General features: G+C 69.9%; 11 protein-coding genes. 8 read left to right on the top strand and 3 right to left on the bottom strand.

Features of this window, described 5'->3' with window-relative positions:
* Position 1: 1 nt before the first annotated feature.
* The 8 genes from scpA to ACMGDM_RS01905 all read left to right on the top strand — a co-directional run bounded on the left by scpA (position 2) and on the right by ACMGDM_RS01905 (position 10,867).
* Positions 2–2,347, top strand: coding sequence for a methylmalonyl-CoA mutase (gene scpA / locus ACMGDM_RS01940; RefSeq protein WP_436802453.1), 2,346 nt, complete (start codon positions 2–4; stop codon positions 2,345–2,347).
* Positions 2,348–2,505: 158 nt separating this feature from the next.
* Positions 2,506–2,868 carry a lysozyme inhibitor LprI family protein gene (locus tag ACMGDM_RS01935; RefSeq protein WP_436802452.1) on the top strand — a complete coding sequence of 121 codons (363 nt, stop codon included), beginning with the start codon at positions 2,506–2,508 and terminating at the stop codon, positions 2,866–2,868.
* Positions 2,805–3,863, top strand: a complete 1,059-nt coding sequence (gene bioB, locus ACMGDM_RS01930; protein ID WP_436802451.1) for a biotin synthase BioB — start codon at positions 2,805–2,807, stop codon at positions 3,861–3,863. The genes ACMGDM_RS01935 and bioB overlap by 64 nt, the downstream gene beginning before the upstream one ends.
* Positions 3,864–3,957: 94 nt before the next feature.
* Positions 3,958–5,955: an ATP-binding protein gene (locus ACMGDM_RS01925; protein ID WP_436802450.1), complete on the top strand. Its 1,998-nt coding sequence runs from the start codon at positions 3,958–3,960 to the stop codon at positions 5,953–5,955.
* A gap of 80 nt (positions 5,956–6,035) precedes the next feature.
* Positions 6,036–7,541 (top strand): efflux transporter outer membrane subunit, encoded by a 1,506-nt coding sequence (locus tag ACMGDM_RS01920; protein ID WP_436802449.1) that lies wholly within the window; start codon positions 6,036–6,038, stop codon positions 7,539–7,541.
* Entirely contained in the window at positions 7,541–8,935 is a 1,395-nt protein-coding gene (locus ACMGDM_RS01915; protein ID WP_436802448.1) for an efflux RND transporter periplasmic adaptor subunit, read from the top strand. The genes ACMGDM_RS01920 and ACMGDM_RS01915 overlap by 1 nt, the downstream gene beginning before the upstream one ends.
* A complete protein-coding gene (locus ACMGDM_RS01910) occupies positions 8,925–9,659 on the top strand; it encodes an ABC transporter ATP-binding protein (protein WP_436802447.1) in 735 nt (244 codons plus the stop codon). The genes ACMGDM_RS01915 and ACMGDM_RS01910 overlap by 11 nt, the downstream gene beginning before the upstream one ends.
* On the top strand, positions 9,659–10,867 hold the full coding sequence (locus tag ACMGDM_RS01905) for an ABC transporter permease (RefSeq protein ID WP_436802446.1): 1,209 nt from the start codon (positions 9,659–9,661) through the stop codon (positions 10,865–10,867). The genes ACMGDM_RS01910 and ACMGDM_RS01905 overlap by 1 nt, the downstream gene beginning before the upstream one ends.
* Before the next feature lie 114 nt (positions 10,868–10,981).
* Here the strand turns inward: ACMGDM_RS01905 and ACMGDM_RS01900 are convergent, their stop codons facing one another.
* From ACMGDM_RS01900 to ACMGDM_RS01890, 3 genes are all read right to left on the bottom strand, one after another.
* Positions 10,982–11,656, bottom strand: coding sequence for a nucleotidyltransferase family protein (locus ACMGDM_RS01900; RefSeq protein WP_436802445.1), 675 nt, complete (start codon positions 11,654–11,656; stop codon positions 10,982–10,984).
* Complete coding sequence (locus ACMGDM_RS01895) at positions 11,643–12,566, bottom strand: XdhC family protein (RefSeq protein WP_436802444.1); 924 nt, start codon at positions 12,564–12,566, stop codon at positions 11,643–11,645. The genes ACMGDM_RS01900 and ACMGDM_RS01895 overlap by 14 nt, the downstream gene beginning before the upstream one ends.
* Before the next feature lie 302 nt (positions 12,567–12,868).
* Positions 12,869–15,073 (bottom strand): xanthine dehydrogenase family protein molybdopterin-binding subunit, encoded by a 2,205-nt coding sequence (locus tag ACMGDM_RS01890; RefSeq protein WP_436802443.1) that lies wholly within the window; start codon positions 15,071–15,073, stop codon positions 12,869–12,871.
* Positions 15,074–15,082: the final 9 nt, after the last annotated feature.

Below are 15,082 nucleotides of genomic sequence, written 5' to 3'. Positions count from 1 at the left end.
CATGGCCGAGATCGAGACCAACCTCGGCGAGGACGCCGGCAGCACCCGCGCCGCCGCCGCTACGCCCGAGCCGACGCCGCAGCCGACGCTCGCCGACTGGCAGGTCGCCGCGGCCAAAGAGGTAAAGAACAGGGACCTCACCTGGCACACGCCCGAGGGGATCGACGTCAAGCCGCTCTACACGGAGGCCGATGTCGCCGGCTGGGACGCGGGCCTGCCCGGCTTCGCGCCGTTCACGCGCGGCGTACGCGCGTCGATGTATGCGGGTCGGCCGTGGACGATCCGCCAATATGCCGGCTTCTCCACGGCGGAGGAGTCGAACGCCTTCTACCGCCGCAACCTCGCGGCCGGGCAGAAGGGGCTGTCGGTTGCCTTCGATCTCGCCACTCACCGCGGCTATGACAGCGATCACCCGCGCGTCACCGGCGATGTCGGCAAGGCGGGGGTCGCGATCGACACCGTCGAGGACATGAAGATCCTGTTCGACGGCATCCCGCTCGATCAGATGTCGGTCAGCATGACGATGAACGGCGCGGTGATCCCGATCCTCGCCTTCTTCATCGTCGCGGGCGAGGAACAGGGCGTCGAGCGCGCCAAGCTCGACGGGACCATTCAGAACGACATCCTCAAGGAGTTCATGGTCCGCAACACCTATATCTACCCGCCCGAGCCGAGCATGCGGATCATCTCGGATATCTTCGCCTATACGAGCCGCGAGATGCCCAAGTTCAACAGCATCTCGATCAGCGGCTATCACATGCAGGAGGCGGGGGCGACGCAGCTCCACGAGCTCGCCTTCACCATCGCCGACGGCATCGACTATGTGAAATACGGTGTCGCCAGCGGGCTAGACATCGACAAGTTCGCCGGGCGGCTGTCGTTCTTTTTCGCGATCGGCATGAACTTTTTCATGGAGGTGGCGAAGCTGCGCGCCGCGCGCGTGCTGTGGCACCGCGCAATGACGCAGCTCGGTGCGAAGGACGAGCGCTCCAAGATGCTGCGCACCCACTGCCAGACCAGCGGCGTGTCGCTGACCGAGCAGGACCCGTACAACAATGTGATGCGCACGACGATCGAGGCGATGGCGGCGATGCTGGGGGGCACCCAGTCGCTCCACACCAACGCGCTCGACGAAGCGATTGCGCTGCCTACCGACTTCTCCGCCCGCATCGCGCGCAACACCCAGATCGTGCTGCAGGAGGAGACGGGGATGACCAAGGTCGTCGATCCGCTTGGCGGCAGCTATTACGTGGAAAGTCTGACCAGGAGCCTGGTCGACGGCGCGTGGGAGATCATCGAACGGGTCGAGCGCGAGGGCGGCATGGCCAAGGCGGTCGCCGCCGGCTGGCCCAAAGCGATGATCGAGGAAGCAGCGGCGGCGCGCGCGGCACGGGTCGACCGCGGCGAGGACGTGATCGTCGGCGTCAACAAATACCGGCTGGCGGGCGAGGCGCCGATCGACATTCTCGACGTCGACAATGTCGCGGTGCGCGAGGCGCAGGTGCGGCGCCTCGCCGCAGTGAAGGCCGCGCGCGACGAGACGGCGTGCCAGCGTGCACTCGATGCGCTGCGGGAGGGCGCGCGAGCGGGGCGAACTCCTTCCCTGCAAGGGGAGGGGGACCATGCGCAGCATGGTGGAGGGGGACTTCCTCAGGCGGACTCGTCTGCGCAAGCCCCCCTCTGTCAGCCTGAGGTTGCCGCCTCCGCGTCCCGGAAGGGATTCGCAGAGACCAACCTCCTCGCGCTCGCCGTCGAGGCCGCGCGCGCACGCGCTACGCTTGGCGAGATCTCCAGCGCGATGGAGGACGTGTTCGGCCGCTTCGGCACGCATCCGACACCGGTGCAGGGCGTGTATGGCGGCGCCTATGCCGAGGACGAGCGCTGGGCGCGCCTCGTCCGCGGCGTCGAGGCGACAGAGCGCCGGCTCGGCCGTCGCCCCCGGTTGCTGGTCGCAAAGATGGGGCAGGACGGCCACGATCGCGGCGCCAACCTCGTCAGCAGCATGTTCGGCGACCTCGGCTTCGAGGTGGTGCCGGGGCCGCTGTTCCAGACGCCGAAGGAGGCGAGCGAACTCGCGTTGGCGAAGGACGTCGACGTGGTCGGCGCATCCAGCCTCGCCGCAGGGCACAAGACGTTGATACCGGAGCTGATCGGCCACTTGCGCGACGCCGGCCGCGCCGACATCAAGGTGATCGCGGGCGGCGTCATCCCGGCGCAGGACTATGACATGTTGCGCGAGGCCGGCGTGCAGGCGATCTTCGGTCCCGGTACCAACCTGATCCAGGCGGCGGAGGAGGTGCTGCGCCTGCTCGGCCACAATATGCCACCCGGCGAGGAGGCCGCGTGATGTTCTCTCTCCCTCCATACGGTCATGCGGCAGGCCGCCTCATTTCCTACGGTCATCCCCGACTTGTTCCAGTATCCACCGGGCCGCGTAGGCGCCGGCTTTCGCGCTGGCGGTACCCAGGATTCCGGGTGAAGCGCGGGATGGCGGGGACAACTGTCGTGCTGTCGCTCCTAGCGCTCGTCGCCACCCCCGTCGCGGCGCAGACCCAGGCGCAGATGAACCAGCAGGCCGGAGCCGCGTACAAGCAGGCGGACGCGCAAATGACTCAGGCGTGGCGCGTGCTCTACGCCGAGATGAAGAAACGTGACGCCGCCGACACCTCGCGCGGCGGCGGCGTCGGCTATGCCGCGGCGGCACTCGCGAGCCAGCGTGCCTGGCTGCAGTTTCGCGACGCGCAATGCGTGCTAGAAGGTGCTGAGTTCGCGGGCGGATCGCTTCAGCCGATGGCGCAGGCGCAATGTCTGGCGAAGGTCACGCGCGCGCGGACGCAGCAGTTGAAGGGGATACGGTGGACGAAGTGACGGGCGCGGTACGCAACGACTGGAGGCGGGACGAGATCGCCGCCCTCTTCGACCTGCCCTTTGACGAGCTGATGTGGCAGGCGCAGAGCGTGCACCGCTCGCACCACGTGCGTGGTCAGGTACAGCTCTCCACGCTGCTGTCGATCAAGACCGGCGGCTGCCCGGAGGATTGCGGCTATTGCTCGCAGTCGGTCAGTGCCGACAGCGGCGTGAAGGCGACCAAGCTGATGGACGTGCGCGCGGTGCTGCAGAAAGCGGCGCAGGCCAGGGACAATGGCTCGACCCGCTTCTGCATGGGCGCGGCGTGGCGCAACCCCAAGGACCGCGACATGGACGCGATCGTCGCGATGGTGGAAGGTGTCCGCGCGATGGGCATGGAGACGTGCATGACGCTGGGCATGCTCGAGCCGCACCAGGCCGATCGGCTGGCCGCCGCGGGGCTCGACTATTACAACCACAATATCGACACCTCGCCCGAGCGCTACGGCGACGTGATCACGACCCGGACCTTTCAGGAGCGGCTCGACACGCTCGACGCGGTGCGCTCGGCCGGGATCAACGTCTGCTGCGGCGGGATCGTCGGCATGGGCGAGACGCGCGACGATCGCGTCGGCTTCGTCCACGCGCTCGCGACGCTGCCCGAGCATCCCGGCAGCGTGCCCGTGAACGCGCTGGTGCCGGTGAAGGGCACGGTGCTCGGCGACATGCTGGCGGACACGCCGCTCGCCAAGATCGACGACATTGAGTTCGTCCGCACGGTGGCGGTGGCGCGCATCACGATGCCGCGCAGCATGGTGCGGCTGTCGGCGGGGCGCGAGAGCATGTCGGAGGCGACCCAGGCGCTGTGCTTCATGGCCGGCGCGAACTCGATCTTTACCGGCGACAAGCTTCTGACCGCGGGCAACGCCGGTGACGACAAAGACGCCGCCCTGTTCGCCAAGCTCGGCGTGACGCCGATGCCGGCCGAGTATCGATTGGCCGAAGCGGCGGAGTGAGGCACCGGGCGCGCGACGATCGTCGCCGCGCCTGGCATTGTACGCGCCCGCGGCGCCGGTCCTCGACCAGCACCGGGAGAGAAGCGAGGAGAGGTTGTTGTTCAACAAGATCCTGGTCGCGAACCGCGGCGAGATCGCGTGTCGCGTGTTCCGCACCGCCAAGCGGATGGGGATCAAGACGGTCGCGGTCTATTCCGACGCGGACGCGCGCGCGCCGCACGTGCTGATGGCGGACGAGGCGGTGCGGCTCGGACCCGCGCCGGCCAGCGAGAGCTATCTCAAGGCCGAGCTGATCCTGCTCGCTGCGCGCGAGACCGGCGCCGATTGCATCCATCCCGGCTACGGCTTCCTCTCCGAGCGCGAGAGCTTCGCACAAGCCTGTGCCGAGGCGGGCATCGTCTTTATCGGCCCGCCGCCGCACGCGATCGCGGCAATGGGCGACAAGATCGAGTCGAAGAAACTTGCCAAGCAGGCGGGCGTCAACGTCGTGCCCGGCTATTTGGGCGAGATCGCGGACACCGAGGAGGCGGTGCGGATCGCCGGCGAGATCGGCTACCCGGTGATGATGAAGGCCTCTGCCGGCGGCGGCGGCAAGGGCATGCGGCTGGCGTACAGCGAGCAGGACGTGCGCGAGGGGTTCGAGGCGACCAGGCGCGAGGGGCTGGCCAGCTTCGGCGACGATCGCGTCTTCATCGAGAAATTCATCGGGAGCCCGCGCCACATCGAAATTCAGGTGCTCGGCGACCAGCACGGCAACATCGTCTACCTCAACGAACGCGAATGCTCGGTTCAGCGGCGCCACCAGAAGGTGGTGGAGGAGGCGCCCTCGCCGTTCGTCACGCCGGCGATGCGGCGGGCGATGGGCGAGCAGGCGGTCGCGCTCGCGCGCGCGGTCGGCTATCATTCCGCCGGCACCGTCGAGCTCATCGTCTCGGGCGCAGACACGACCGGCGAGAGCTTCTACTTTCTCGAGATGAACACGCGGCTCCAGGTCGAGCATCCCGTCACCGAGGAGATCACCGGCCTTGATCTGGTCGAGCAGATGATCCGGGTCGCGGCCGGAGAGCCGCTCGACTTCACGCAGGCGGACGTCGGGATCAACGGCTGGTCGGTCGAGAACCGCGTCTATGCCGAGGATCCGTACCGCGGTTTCCTGCCCAGTGTCGGGCGGCTGGTGCGGTACCATCCTCCCGCGCCAGAGCAAACGCCGGTCCGCGTCCGCGTCGACGACGGCGTCGCCGAGGGCGGCGAGGTCTCGATGTTCTACGATCCCATGATCGCCAAGCTGATCACCTGGGCGCCGACCCGCGAGGCGGCGATCGATGCGCAGATCGCCGCGCTCGATGCATTCGAGATCGAGGGGCCAGGAACCAACATCGATTTCCTCTCCGCGCTGATGCAGCACCCGCGCTTCCGCGCCGGTCAGCTCACCACCGGCTTCATCGCGGAGGAATATCCGGACGGCTTCCACGGCGCGCCCGCCACGCCGGAGCTGTTGCGCGAGCTCGCCGCCATCGCCGCCTTCGCCGCCACCGCGCAGGCGGATCGCGCGCGTCGCACCGACGGGCAGCTCGGGCAGCGGCTGTATCCGCCGGCCGACTGGGTGGTACGGATCGCCGGCGCCGACCACACGGTCCATGTCTCTCCGAACGCCATTCGGGTCGACGCCGAGCCGATCGAGATCGGCATCGCCTATACGCCGGGAGACCGGCTGATCGAGGCCGAACTGGCGGGCGAGCGGCGCCTCGCGGTCCGCATCGCGCCGACGCGGACGGGCTTCCGGCTCACCACGCGCGGGGCGAGCCATGTCGCGCGCGTGTTGCCCGCGCATGTCGCGCCTTATGCCGCGCACCTGATCGAGAAGGTGGCGCCCGATCTCTCCACGTTCCTGATCGCGCCGATGCCGGGACTGCTCGTTCGGCTCGACGTCACGGCGGGAGACCGGGTCGAGGCGGGGCAGCCGCTCGCGGTGATGGAAGCGATGAAGATGGAGAACATCCTGCGCGCGGAGAAAGCCGGCACGGTGAAACAGCTCAGCGCCGGCGCGGGCGACAGTCTGGCGGTCGATCAGGTGATCCTGGAGCTGGAGTAGCCTATCGTCGCAACCCGCGAGGACAAGTTGCGACACATTAAGGCTGGACGCGCTCGGCGGGCAGGGTCATGCATCGCAGCATGAGGCGTGCGACCCTTGCGACGACCCTGCTCGCGCTGGCGGGCTGCACCGTCGGCCCCGACTATCATGCGCGATCGGCAACCGAGCTGGGCGTGCCCGTCGCCTATTCGGTACCGGTGCCGCCGACGCGCGAGGATCTGACGCGCTGGTGGCAGCGGTTTGACGATCCCGTGCTTGGTGAGCTGGTGGAGCAGGCCGCGGCGGCCAACCTGGACGTCGCGCAGGCGATCGCGCGGCTGCGGCAGGCGCGCGAGGCGCTGGTGCAGAGCCGTGCCGACCTGTTGCCCTCGCTGAGCGGCAACACCGGTTACAGCCGTTCGGAAACGCTGCGGGGCGGCGGGCAGACGATCACCTTGCCGGACGGCACGGTGCAGAATATCGGCGGGGGCGGCGCCGACAATTACTCGATCGGGCTGAGCGCGTCGTATCAGCTCGGGTTGTTCGGCGAGGTGCGCCGCACGATCGAGGCGAGCCGCGCGCAATATCAGGCGTCCGGCTTCGATTACGTCACCACGTTGCTGTCGGTGCAGCAGGAGGTGGCGCGCAACTACGTGCTCGCGCGGCTCTACCAGGCGCAGCTCGCCAATGCGCGCGCCAGCCTGGCGCTGCAGGACGACAATCTCGAGATCGCGGGCTTCCGGGTGCAGGCGGGGCTGGTCTCGTCGCTCGACCAGGAGCAGGCGCGCCAGCAGCGCGCGCAGACCGCCGCCACGATCCCCTCGCTCGAGCAGCAATATAACGCCGCGGTGTCGCGCATCGGCGTGCTCACCGCGCAGGCGCCGGGTGCGCTCAAGCCGCGGCTGGCGGCGGCGCGGCCGATCCCGGTCGGCGCGGCGCCCTCCGGCATCGGCATCCCCGCCGACGTGCTGCGCCAGCGCCCCGACGTGCGCGCCGCCGAGCGCTCGCTTGCCGCGACCACCGCGCAGATCGGCGTCGCCGAGGCGGCGCTCTATCCCAATCTCGCGATCACCGGGAACATCAACACGCGCGCGGGCGGCGTCGGCGGGTTGCTCGACACCGTCACGGGCGGGCTGTTCGCGGGCATCACCCAGGCGATCTTCAACGGCGGCCGGCTGCGCAGCCAGGTTCGCGGCCAGGAGGCGGCGGCGGACGCCGCCCTGGCGGCGTACAAGTCAACCGTGCTGACCGCGCTGGAGGACATTGAGAATGCCGCGGTCGCGCTCGATACGGCGCGACGCCGCGAGGAGCAGCTGACGATCGCTTACGAGGCCGCGAACAACGCCGCGATCCTGTCGCGCAGCCAGTATCGCACCGGGCTGACCGACTTCACCACGCTCAGCCAGCAGGAGGCGACGCTGCTGAGCACGCGCAACAGCGCGGCGCAGGCGCAGGCCGACGCGGCGACCGCACTGGTGCAGCTGTTCGGCGCGCTGGGCGGCGGCTGGGACTCGGCCGCGGTCCCCGAGGCGCCCCCGCGCGCCGCAGCCGCGCCCACGCTCGTGCAGCCCGCCCCCACTACCACGCCCAGCGACGGACAGCCCTGATGCCCGAGACACAGCTCGACGACTTCCTGGGCGTCCAGCCGCAGCCGGCGTGGCGGCGCTGGGCGAAGTGGGTGCTGGTGCTCGCCGGCCTCATCGTGGTGCTGCTGCTGCTCTCGCGCTGCGTCTTCGGCGGCGACGAGCCGGTGCGCTACGCCACCGCCACGGCCAAGCGCGGTGACCTCACCGTCACCGTCTCCGCCACGGGCAAGCTCGCCCCGACCAACCAGGTGACGGTCGGCTCGCAGCTCTCCGGGCTCGTCACCAAGGTGGTGGTCGACGTCAACGACCGCGTCACCGCGGGCCAGCCGCTCGCGCTGATCGACCCCGAGCAGATCGACGACCAGATCCGCGCCGGCCAGGCGCAGCTCGCCGCCAACGAGGCGCAGGTCGCGCAGGCGCGTGCGACGGTGGCGGAGTCGCAGGCGCAGCTCGCCCGCCTCAATGAAGTGTTCAAGCTCTCCAAGGGACGCGTCCCGTCGCGCACCGAGTTGCAGACGGGCCAGGCCGACGCGCAGCGCGCCACCGCGGCGCTGCGCGTCGCCGAGGCGAATGTCGCCGCCGCGCGTGCGACGCTGTCGCAGTCGCAGACGCAGCGCGCGCGCGCGATCATCCGCTCGCCCGTCAACGGCGTGGTGCTGGCGCGCCAGGTCGATCCCGGCCAGACCGTCGCCGCCTCGTTCAACACGCCGACGCTGTTCGTGATCGCGGAGGACCTCTCCAAGATGAAGCTGGAGGTGGCGATCGACGAGGCCGACGTGGGCGAGGTGCAGGTCGGGCAGAAGGCCAACTTCACCGTCGACGCCTTTCCTGGCCGCAGCTTCCCGGCGACGATCACGCGCGTCGACCTCGGCTCGAACCTGACGGTGAGCAGCGCCACCGCCTCCTCATCGTCGTCGACCAGCTCGACGTCGAGCACGAGCGGGCAGGTCGTCTCCTATGCCGCGGACCTGACCGTGGCGAACCCGACCCTCCAGCTGCGCCCGGGCATGACCGCCACCGCGGACATCGTCACCGCGGACAAGCGCAACGTGCTGCTCGTTCCCAACGCCGCCTTCCGCTTCAAGCCGAGCGCGCAGGGCGGCGGACGCGGCGGGATCACCGGCACGATTCTGATGGGGCCGCCGCGGCGCGCGCGCGGCGAGCGCAGCGCCACCGTCGGCCGCGGAGCGTCGCAGACCGTCTACGTCAAGGGCGACGACGGTACGCCGCAGCCGATCCAGGTCACCACCGGCGACACCGATGGCACGCAGACCGAGGTGCTGTCAGGTGGTCTAAAGCCCGGCATGGAGGTGATCACTGGCCAGCTCGCCGCGGGCACCGACCAGGCCGGCGCCGCCAGCGCGAGCGGGCGCGGGCGCCGCAGCGGAGGAGGGGGCGCCGCGGGTGGCCAGTGACTCGCCCCTGATCAGCCTGCGCGGCGTTACCAAGGTCTATGGCGAGGGCGCGACGCAGTTCCAGGCGCTCAAGGGCGTCGACCTCGACATCGCCGCTGGCGACTTCGTCGCGGTGATGGGACCGTCGGGCTCGGGCAAGTCGACGACGATGAACATCCTCGGCTGCCTCGACGTACCGAGCGGGGGCACCTTCTTGTTCCAGGGGCACCATGTCGAGACGCTCGACCGTGACCAGCGCGCTTTGCTGCGGCGCCGGCACCTCGGCTTCGTGTTCCAGGGCTTTAACCTGCTCAGCCGCACCACCGCGCTGGAGAATGTCGAGCTGCCCTTGCTCTACCGCGGTGACGAGAAACGCGCGCGGCGCCAGGCGGCGATGGCGGCGCTGGAAAAGGTCGGCCTCGACCAATGGTGGGACCATACCCCCGCCGAGCTGTCGGGCGGGCAGCAGCAGCGCGTCGCGATCGCGCGCGCGATCGTCACCGCGCCCGACGTGCTGCTCGCCGACGAGCCGACCGGCAATCTCGACTCCGAGCGATCGATCGAGATCATGGAGCTGCTCACGGGACTCAATCGCGACAGCAACATCACCGTGCTGATGGTGACGCACGAGCCCGACATGGCCGCCTTCGCGCGCACCGTGATCCACTTCAAGGACGGGTTGGTCGAGCGGATCGAGGCGCACCACCGCCCCGGCGAGACGCCCGAAGCGGTGGAGGCGCGCTGATGCTGGGCACCACCTTCCTGCTCGCGCTGCGTTCGATCCGGCGGCACATCCTGCGCTCGTTCCTGACGATCCTCGGCATCGTCATCGGGGTCGGCGCGGTCGTGACGATGGTGACGCTGGGCAAGGCGACCACCGCCGCGGTGCAGTCGCAGATCGCGGCGCTCGGCACCAACATCCTCCAGATCCGCCCCGGCCAGGGCTTCGGCCGCGGCGGCGGCGGCCCGCGCCCGCCCGACTTCAAGCCCGAGGACGTCACCGCCATCGCCGCGCAGATCGCGGGCGTCACCGCGGTGGCCCCACAGGCGCAGGCGAGTGCCACCGCGATTTACGAGGGCGCCAACTGGTCGACGACGATCAACGGCACCACCGCCGCCTATTTCCAGGTCCAGCCCTGGCCGCTGGTGAGCGGGCGGCAGTGGACGGTGCAGGAGGAGCAGGCCGGCAAGGCCGTCTGCATCATCGGCAACACGGTGCGGCAGAACCTCTTCCGCGGCGGTGAGGCAGTGGGCGAGCGCTTTCGTCTCGGTGACGTCAGCTGCGACGTGATCGGCGTATTGTCGACCAAGGGACAGGCCGGGTTCGGCGGCGATCAGGACGACATCGTGATCATGCCGATCAAAACGGTGCAGCGCCGCTTCACCGGCAACCGCGACGTGCGGCTGATGCTGGTCGGGGTCGATCAGGCCTATGCCACCAGCACCGTCCAGGCATCGATCACCCAGCTGCTGCGCGAGCGCCGCACCATCACCGACGGGCGCGAGGACGATTTCAACATCTTCGACACCAAGCAGATCAGCGACACGCTGACCGGCACCACCACCGCGCTGACCCGGATCGTCGCCGCGGTGGCCGCGATCAGCCTGGTGGTCGGCGGGATCGGCATCATGAACATCATGCTGGTGTCGGTCACCGAGCGCACGCGCGAGATCGGCATCCGGCTCGCGATCGGTGCGGTGGCGCGCGAGGTGCTGCTGCAATTCCTTGTCGAAGCCGTGGCGCTGTCGTGCCTCGGCGGATTAATTGGGTTGGTGCTGGCGCAGGCGGTGATCGCCGGGCTCACCCCGTTGCTCCAGGTGCCGTGGACGTTCGATCTCAGGATCAACCTGGTCGCGTTCGCGATCTCCGCGGTGATCGGCGTGGTGTTCGGCTATTTCCCCGCGCGGCGCGCGGCGGCGCTCAACCCGATCGACGCGCTGCGGCACGAGTAGATCTTGTGCCGTCATCCTGAACTTGTTTCAGGATCCACCGTGCCGCGCAATCCGTCGCTGGAAAGCATGCGGCGCGGTGGATCCCGGACCAAGTCCAGGATGACGGAACGTCATTTATTGTTGCAACCCGGCACGCAGCGCCGCCAGCGCCTCCGCATCACCACCGCGCAACACGTGCGAGTCCGGTCGGGACAGCGCCTCGGGCGCGTGAACCAGTTGACGGAGTGCCTCGAGCTCTTCCGGCGTGTCGACGTCCATCAGCTCGGCCGCATTGGCAACGACGTGGCGGCCCGATTGGATCAGGTCGCGCGCGCCCTGGTCGCCGTTGATCGCGAGCAACTCGTCGAAGCGCGCGCGGCCGAACAGCGCGGGCGGCCGCGGCGAGTGTCCATCGCTCGACGCTACCACCGCCTGCTCGCCCATCTCGCTGGCGTCGAACAGCCGACAGATGTGCGCCGCGGTGACGCGGGGCATGTCGGCCAGCGCGATCAGCACCGCCTTGGCGTCGTGCGCGCGCGCGCAATCCACCCCGATCCGCACGGAAGACGCCATGTCGCGCTCCGGATCGTCGTTGTGCGTGACGAAAAAGCCGAATTGCGCGAAGTCGATCTTGCACCCGTCGACCACCGCGATGCGCTCGCGAAAGGGCATGTCCTCCAGCGCCACGGCGACATGCAGCCCGAGCGGGCGCGACAGGAAGGGCTGATCGAGCTTGCTGCCGATGTCGCCGAACCGCTGCGAGCGGCCCGCGGCGAGCAGAACGAGTACGGTATCCTCAACGGCGATCATTAAAGGCTCCCACCATCGCCGCCGCGATCGACAATGCGATCTCGGACGGGCCGATCGCGCCGATGTCGATGCCGACGGGACCGTCGATCCGGTCGAGTTGATCCGCGTCAACGCCCGAGGCGGCGAGCCGCTCCCGCCGCGCCGCATGACTGCGGCGGCTGCCGAGCGCGCCGACATAGCCGGCATCACTCGCCAGCGCGGCGATCAGCGCGGGGTCGTCGATCTTGGTGTCGTGGCTGAGCGTCACCACCGCGGTCGCAAGGCCGGGCTTCCATGCCGCGACCGCCTCATCGGGCCAGCGATCGTCGAGCGTGACCCCAGGGAAGCGCTCTTCGGTGAGGAAGCGCCCACGCGGATCGATCACCACCGTCTCGATGCCGAGCGCCTGGGTCAGCGCGGCGAGGCTCTGCGCGATCTGTACCGCGCCGACGATCAGCAGCCGCCGCGGCGGATCGTAGCGGTTGGCGAACACCTCGCCGGTCTCGAGCGGGCGCAGGTCGGAATGGCCGGTGACGAGATCGGTGGTGACGATCAAGGAGCGGCCATCGCCGCGCGCCTCGGCGATGCGGTCGAACAACTCGGGGTCGAACCCTTCTGCGGATACGGGCTGGACCATCACGCTAATCTCGCCGCCGCACGGCAGGCCGACCTCCCAGGCGCTGTCGTCGGCGACGCCGTAGCGCTTGAGCTGGAAGGGTGCGCCCGCGATCACCTGCGCCGCGGTGTCGAGGATGTCGCCTTCGACGCAGCCGCCCGAGACCGAGCCTTCGAACCGCCCGTCGGCGTGGACCAGCATGTGGCTGCCGCGCGGTCGCGGCGCCGAACCCCAGGTCGAGACCACCGTGGCGAGCGCGAGCGGGGCGCCCTTCCAGTTCTGCGCGGCGGCGAGGACGGTATCGTTGTCGGCCATGGGTCAGGTGATCCTAGGATGCCTTATGCTCCTGCGCACACACGAGCCCGGGGTGTCGAGCGCGGCGCTCGCGGCCCTGGTTTCCTGTGTGCGCAGGAACACGGGGGGCAACGGTCGGGCAACGCACTTGCCTTCGGGAGTGAGTGACTTCAGCGCATCGCTTGTCATCGTCATGCCGGGCTTGACCCGGCATCCATGGTTCCGCGCACGCCTCAATGCGCTGCTCTCGCGGGAGGATGGATCCCGGCTCGAGGCCGGGATGACGAGAGGAAGACACGCAGCCATGTAGCGCATGCGGCCACTCACACCGGCGGCAGTGCGACGAGCAACGTGTCAAGCGTCGCGGGGACGTCGCGCACGCGCACGCCGGTGGCGTTGTGGATCGCGTTGATCACCGCCGCGCCCGCGCCGGAGATGCCGAGCTCGCCTACCGCCTTGGCGCCGGTCTGGTTGGCGGCGTCGTCGATCTCCTCGATGAAATGGCATTCGATCCGCGGCACGTCGGCGTTCACCGCGACGTGATACTCGCCGAAGTCGGGGTTCACGAAGCGACCCGAGCGCGGGTCAACCACCGCGGCCTCGCCCAGCGCGTAGCTGATCCCCCAGATCATGCCGCCGACCAGCTGGTTGGTCGCGGTGGCGCGGTTGAGCACGCGGCCAACGTCGAAGACGCCCACCATCCGCCGCACGCGCACTTCGCCGGTGACCGCGTTGACCGCCACCTCGGCGAAATGCGCGCCATGGCTGGCCTGGCTGGTGCGCTTGGCCTGCTGCCCCGGCGTGCTGCGCCCGCGCGCGACGATCGGTGCGTCGCGGACGAGGTCGGCGAGCGGCACCGCGCGCGACCCGGCGCTTACCACGCCGTCGCGCAGCAGGAGTTCCTCGGGCGCGGCGTTCATCCGGCGCGCCAGCTCGGCGAGCACCTCCTCGCACGCCAGCGCCGCGGCGGAGGTGGCGCTGCCGGCGCCGAACGAACCGCCCGACCCGGCTGTCGGCGGAAGGTCGGTGTCGCCGAGCCACACCGTCACCGCGGCGGGCGCGAGGCCGAGGATCTCGCCGACAGTCTGCGCCAGGATCGTGTAGGTGCCGGTGCCGATATCGGTCATGTCGCATGAGACGGTCGCGGCGCCGCCGGCGTCGAGCCGCACCTCCGCCTCGGCGGAGACGGTGAAATTGCCGCGCAGCGCGGTCGCCATGCCGATGCCGATGAGCCACTCGCCGTCGAGCGTGGTGCCGGGATCGGGCAAGCGCTCGGGCCAGCCGAAGCGCCGTGCGCCCTCGTCATAGCAGTCGAGCAGCCGGCGGGTGGAGAAGGGGCGCGAGGTCGTCGGATCATAGGCCGGCTCGTTGCGGCGGCGCAGCTCGATCGGGTCGAGCCCGAGTTCCTCGGCGAGCTCGTCCATCGCGCACTCGGTGGCGAAGGTGCCGATTGCCTCGCCAGGCGCGCGCACCGCGCCGGTCGGCGGCAGGTTAACGCGAACGAGGTCGGTCGTCATCCGCCGTACGGCGCCGGCGTAGAGCGGGATCGTCCCGAACGGCACCGGCTCGACGAAGCCCGAGTCGTCGTTCTGCTGCGCGATGCTCTCGTGCGCGATCGCGCTGATATGCCCGTCGCGGTCGCAGGCGATGCGGACGCGCTGCGTCGTCGGGCTGCGATGATGGACCAGATAAGCGGTGTCGCGTCGCGGCAGCGCCACCTTGACCGGACGGCGCAGCCGCTCGGCGGCGATCGCGGCGAGGATCACCTCGGGGCCGACGCCGGTCTTGCCGCCGAAGCCGCCGCCGACATAGGGCGCGAGCACGCGCACCTTGTCGGGCGACATGCCGAGTGCGGTGGCGATCGTGGTACGCGCGGCGCCGACGATCTGGTTGCTCGAGCGGACAATGAGTATGTCGCCCTCCCACCAGATCGTCGAGGCGTGCGGTTCGAGCGCGGCGGGGAAGTGCGCGGGGGTCGTGTAGGTGCGGTCGAGCACCACGTCGGCGTCGCGCAGCGCGGCGTCGAGGTCACCGGTGTCGACGGGCGCCAAGAAGGCCGACTTGGGCTGGCGCTCGATCGGCAGGTCGGCGGCGTCGTAGCGGCCCGGCGCTGGCTCCGCCTCGACGCGGACCAGCGCGGCCGCCTCGCGCGCGATCACCTGCGTTTCGGCAACGACGACCGCGACCGGCTGGCCGTAGTGGAAGACGCGATCGGTGCCCTGATGCGGCATCGCGCGCGAGTTGGCCCCGCCAGCGGGGAGCCGCGGGTCGTCATCGATCACCGCAAGCACGCCGGGCAGCGCGCGCGCGGCTGCGGCGTCGATGCGGCTGACCTGCCCGGCGCCGACCGGGGCGCCCACTACCGCGGCGTAGACGACCCCCTCCGGCGCGCGCTCATAGGCGTAGGTGGCGGCGCCGGTGACCTTGAGCGGTCCCTCGACGCGCGGCACGGCGGCACCGAGCACGCCCTGCACCGCGCGCGCCAACCCGCCCGGCCGCTCCGCCGTGTCGATCGCCTGTTCGATCATCCTGCCCGT

Source organism: Sphingomonas larreae (assembly GCF_051400595.1).
GTDB lineage: Bacteria > Pseudomonadota > Alphaproteobacteria > Sphingomonadales > Sphingomonadaceae > Sphingomonas.
This window is presented reverse-complemented; position numbering and strand designations above follow the sequence as displayed.

What these genes read in the sequence shown, in the direction of transcription:
- ACMGDM_RS01895 (WP_436802444.1), bottom strand. Translation starts at nt 12,566, where the DNA reads ATGGCCGACAACGATACCGTCCTCGCCGCCGCGCAGAACTGGAAGGGC.
- ACMGDM_RS01890 (WP_436802443.1), bottom strand. Translation starts at nt 15,073, where the DNA reads ATGATCGAACAGGCGATCGACACGGCGGAGCGGCCGGGCGGGTTGGCG.
- ACMGDM_RS01905 (WP_436802446.1), top strand. Translation starts at nt 9,659, where the DNA reads ATGCTGGGCACCACCTTCCTGCTCGCGCTGCGTTCGATCCGGCGGCAC.
- scpA (WP_436802453.1), top strand. Translation starts at nt 2, where the DNA reads ATGGCCGAGATCGAGACCAACCTCGGCGAGGACGCCGGCAGCACCCGC.
- bioB (WP_436802451.1), top strand. Translation starts at nt 2,805, where the DNA reads ATGTCTGGCGAAGGTCACGCGCGCGCGGACGCAGCAGTTGAAGGGGAT.
- ACMGDM_RS01915 (WP_436802448.1), top strand. Translation starts at nt 7,541, where the DNA reads ATGCCCGAGACACAGCTCGACGACTTCCTGGGCGTCCAGCCGCAGCCG.
- ACMGDM_RS01900 (WP_436802445.1), bottom strand. Translation starts at nt 11,656, where the DNA reads ATGATCGCCGTTGAGGATACCGTACTCGTTCTGCTCGCCGCGGGCCGC.
- ACMGDM_RS01920 (WP_436802449.1), top strand. Translation starts at nt 6,036, where the DNA reads ATGAGGCGTGCGACCCTTGCGACGACCCTGCTCGCGCTGGCGGGCTGC.